Origin of the sequence: Escherichia sp. WS1265, assembly GCF_046487585.1 — a bacterium.
Taxonomy (GTDB): domain Bacteria; phylum Pseudomonadota; class Gammaproteobacteria; order Enterobacterales; family Enterobacteriaceae; genus Escherichia; species Escherichia coli.
Window position 1 is genome coordinate 1 of sequence record NZ_JBJQJE010000070.1, and the last position, 2,065, is coordinate 2,065.

General features: G+C 35.4%; 4 protein-coding genes. 2 read left to right on the forward strand and 2 right to left on the reverse strand.

From position 1 onward, the window contains the following. A partial coding sequence (locus ACJHX3_RS24750; RefSeq protein WP_410236242.1) for a hypothetical protein occupies positions 1 to 199 on the forward strand: 199 nt, incomplete at its 5' end. Here ACJHX3_RS24750 and ACJHX3_RS24755 read toward each other — a convergent pair. After that, positions 178 to 876, reverse strand: a complete 699-nt coding sequence (locus tag ACJHX3_RS24755; RefSeq protein ID WP_237709603.1) for a 2-C-methyl-D-erythritol 4-phosphate cytidylyltransferase — start codon at positions 874 to 876, stop codon at positions 178 to 180. The genes ACJHX3_RS24750 and ACJHX3_RS24755 overlap by 22 nt on opposite strands. Further along, positions 873 to 2,027 (reverse strand): CDP-glycerol glycerophosphotransferase family protein, encoded by a 1,155-nt coding sequence (locus ACJHX3_RS24760; protein WP_016247926.1) that lies wholly within the window; start codon positions 2,025 to 2,027, stop codon positions 873 to 875. The genes ACJHX3_RS24755 and ACJHX3_RS24760 overlap by 4 nt, the downstream gene beginning before the upstream one ends. On the opposite strand from ACJHX3_RS24760, the gene ACJHX3_RS24765 reads away from it, so the two are divergent. After that, on the forward strand, positions 2,011 to 2,065 hold a 55-nt coding region (locus ACJHX3_RS24765), incomplete at its 3' end, for an IS1 family transposase (RefSeq protein ID WP_410236243.1). The two genes, ACJHX3_RS24760 and ACJHX3_RS24765, sit on opposite strands and share 17 nt — an antisense overlap.

Below are 2,065 nucleotides of genomic sequence, written 5' to 3' on the forward strand. Positions count from 1 at the left end.
TCACCCGTTGCACATGCTGATGTTGCGCTTATCTGCTAACCCTATGAGCAATGGAGCTTCGTTGGCAGTAAAGCCCGGCAGCACACCTGTATGGTACGCGTACCATACAGGCGTGCTGGCCTGCAAAACACTCTGTTTTTCACGTTCTGGCGAGCTTCACGAAAAAGTCATCTGCATTTATTTTTTAAAATATTGCTGAGACTCTTTAAATATTTCAAAATCATCTGGATATGTTATTTTTAAATTAATAACGGGGCTCCAAACAATAGCCAATTTTTCGCCGATTGATTGCACATGGTTACCAACACAAGTAAACTTGTTAATGTCCATATTTTTATCTGTGAATATCTTCCTCAGAAAATCAAATCTAAACCCTTCAGGGGAAGCACCTACACCAATTCGTTCTCTTTTTAGGGTATTGTTCACGAACTCATTATCACAATCATAAACCGTATCCCAAATATGAGTCACTATCGTTGCCGACGAACTTTTATCTAAAATACTTAAAAGCTGACTCACAGCAGACACATCTAAATATGGGTGAGTTACATCGTGAATTAAAACAATACCATTCCATCCATTTTTTCTTTCATCCAAAAAAAGGACTCCATTTTTAATGGACTCCGCACGAGTTCTACCGCCATCGATAATATTGATAGGGAATTTATATTCTTTTTTATTCAGCTGTTTTTTTACATGTTCAGTCCAATCACTATTACTAATAAGAACGACCTCATCAATTATATTCTGCATGTTGTATAGATTAAGAATAAATTGATAAACGGGGGTATTGTTAACCTCAAGTAACTGTTTGGGAATCTCCCCCCCCATTCTTGTTCCGCTCCCCCCCATCATTAGAAATAAAACTGTTTTCACAATAGCTCTCTCTTTATAAAACGAACGAAATTATCGCAAGCATTTCCATCACAGCGATCCATTTGCTGATGAAAAAGTTCATTTGATGATTTGGTCAGAGTTAGATTAGATAAAAATCTATGTATATCATCATAATCCTTACAAATATTTACCCCAGGTAGCTCAGTCTTGGGAATCCATGTGTCCGCATCACTGTCATAAAAATCACCTATAAGGATGGGCTTTGAAGTTATACAAAAATCAAACATTATTGATGACACATCAGTAACCAAGACAACAGGTATATGTATTTTCTCATATAATTTTTTTTGTGAACAATCAAACCAATTCGACGGTATTGATTGAGAAGGAGGTGTATCCGGATGGGGTGAAAACCAGACTTTGTACCCTAATCTCTGCGCAATAATATCAAAAAACTCAAAATTCCATAGATAACCTCGAGTCCCATTGATCCAGGAATAACTAGGGGCAAATAATATTATTCGTTCATGGATTAATTGATTTTTAATATCATTCTCCCGTCTAAAAAGAATATCAGTTCTCGGTAATCCGATCCTCAGTAGTTGCTTATGTGTTACATTGTAATTAATACATATATTTTCATCAAACATTGATGTAGTTGATAACACATAAGAATACTGACCATAAAGTTTTTTTTCTTTATCTGGAGTTCTTTTTCGATATGATGGACGTGAGTAACCCATTTTTTTTAGACATCCGCCACCATGACCAACATAGACAATCTTTGTTTTTTTAGAAATTAAAATTTTTGACACCAGATAATGAGAGCAGTCAACAACGAGCACTTTAGACTGAGCGATAACAAACAAACTTCTTATTCTGTTCCAAAGCGTATCTGGACATCTAAAAAGAATTGTGTTTTTTGTTTTAATGCCAGATTTTTTTACAGCTTCGTGCAAAGCATTTAAATTTAAATAAATATCTCTATCAAAATTTGAGGCAAATGTGATTCTTCTTTTCCTTAGAAGAGAAGAGAACAAGACATAAATAACCCGCAATAATAAATCGTTCATCGATATATTTGCCAACACCTTAAACTTACAACTGTACTTTACAGGGTGATGCCACCAGTAAGTTGGATTAGATGTATAATATGAGCTTTTGATATTCTTTATGGCCAGCGTTAACATTCATTGTCCCTGTTGTCAGTCTGCTCAGGTCTGTCGTC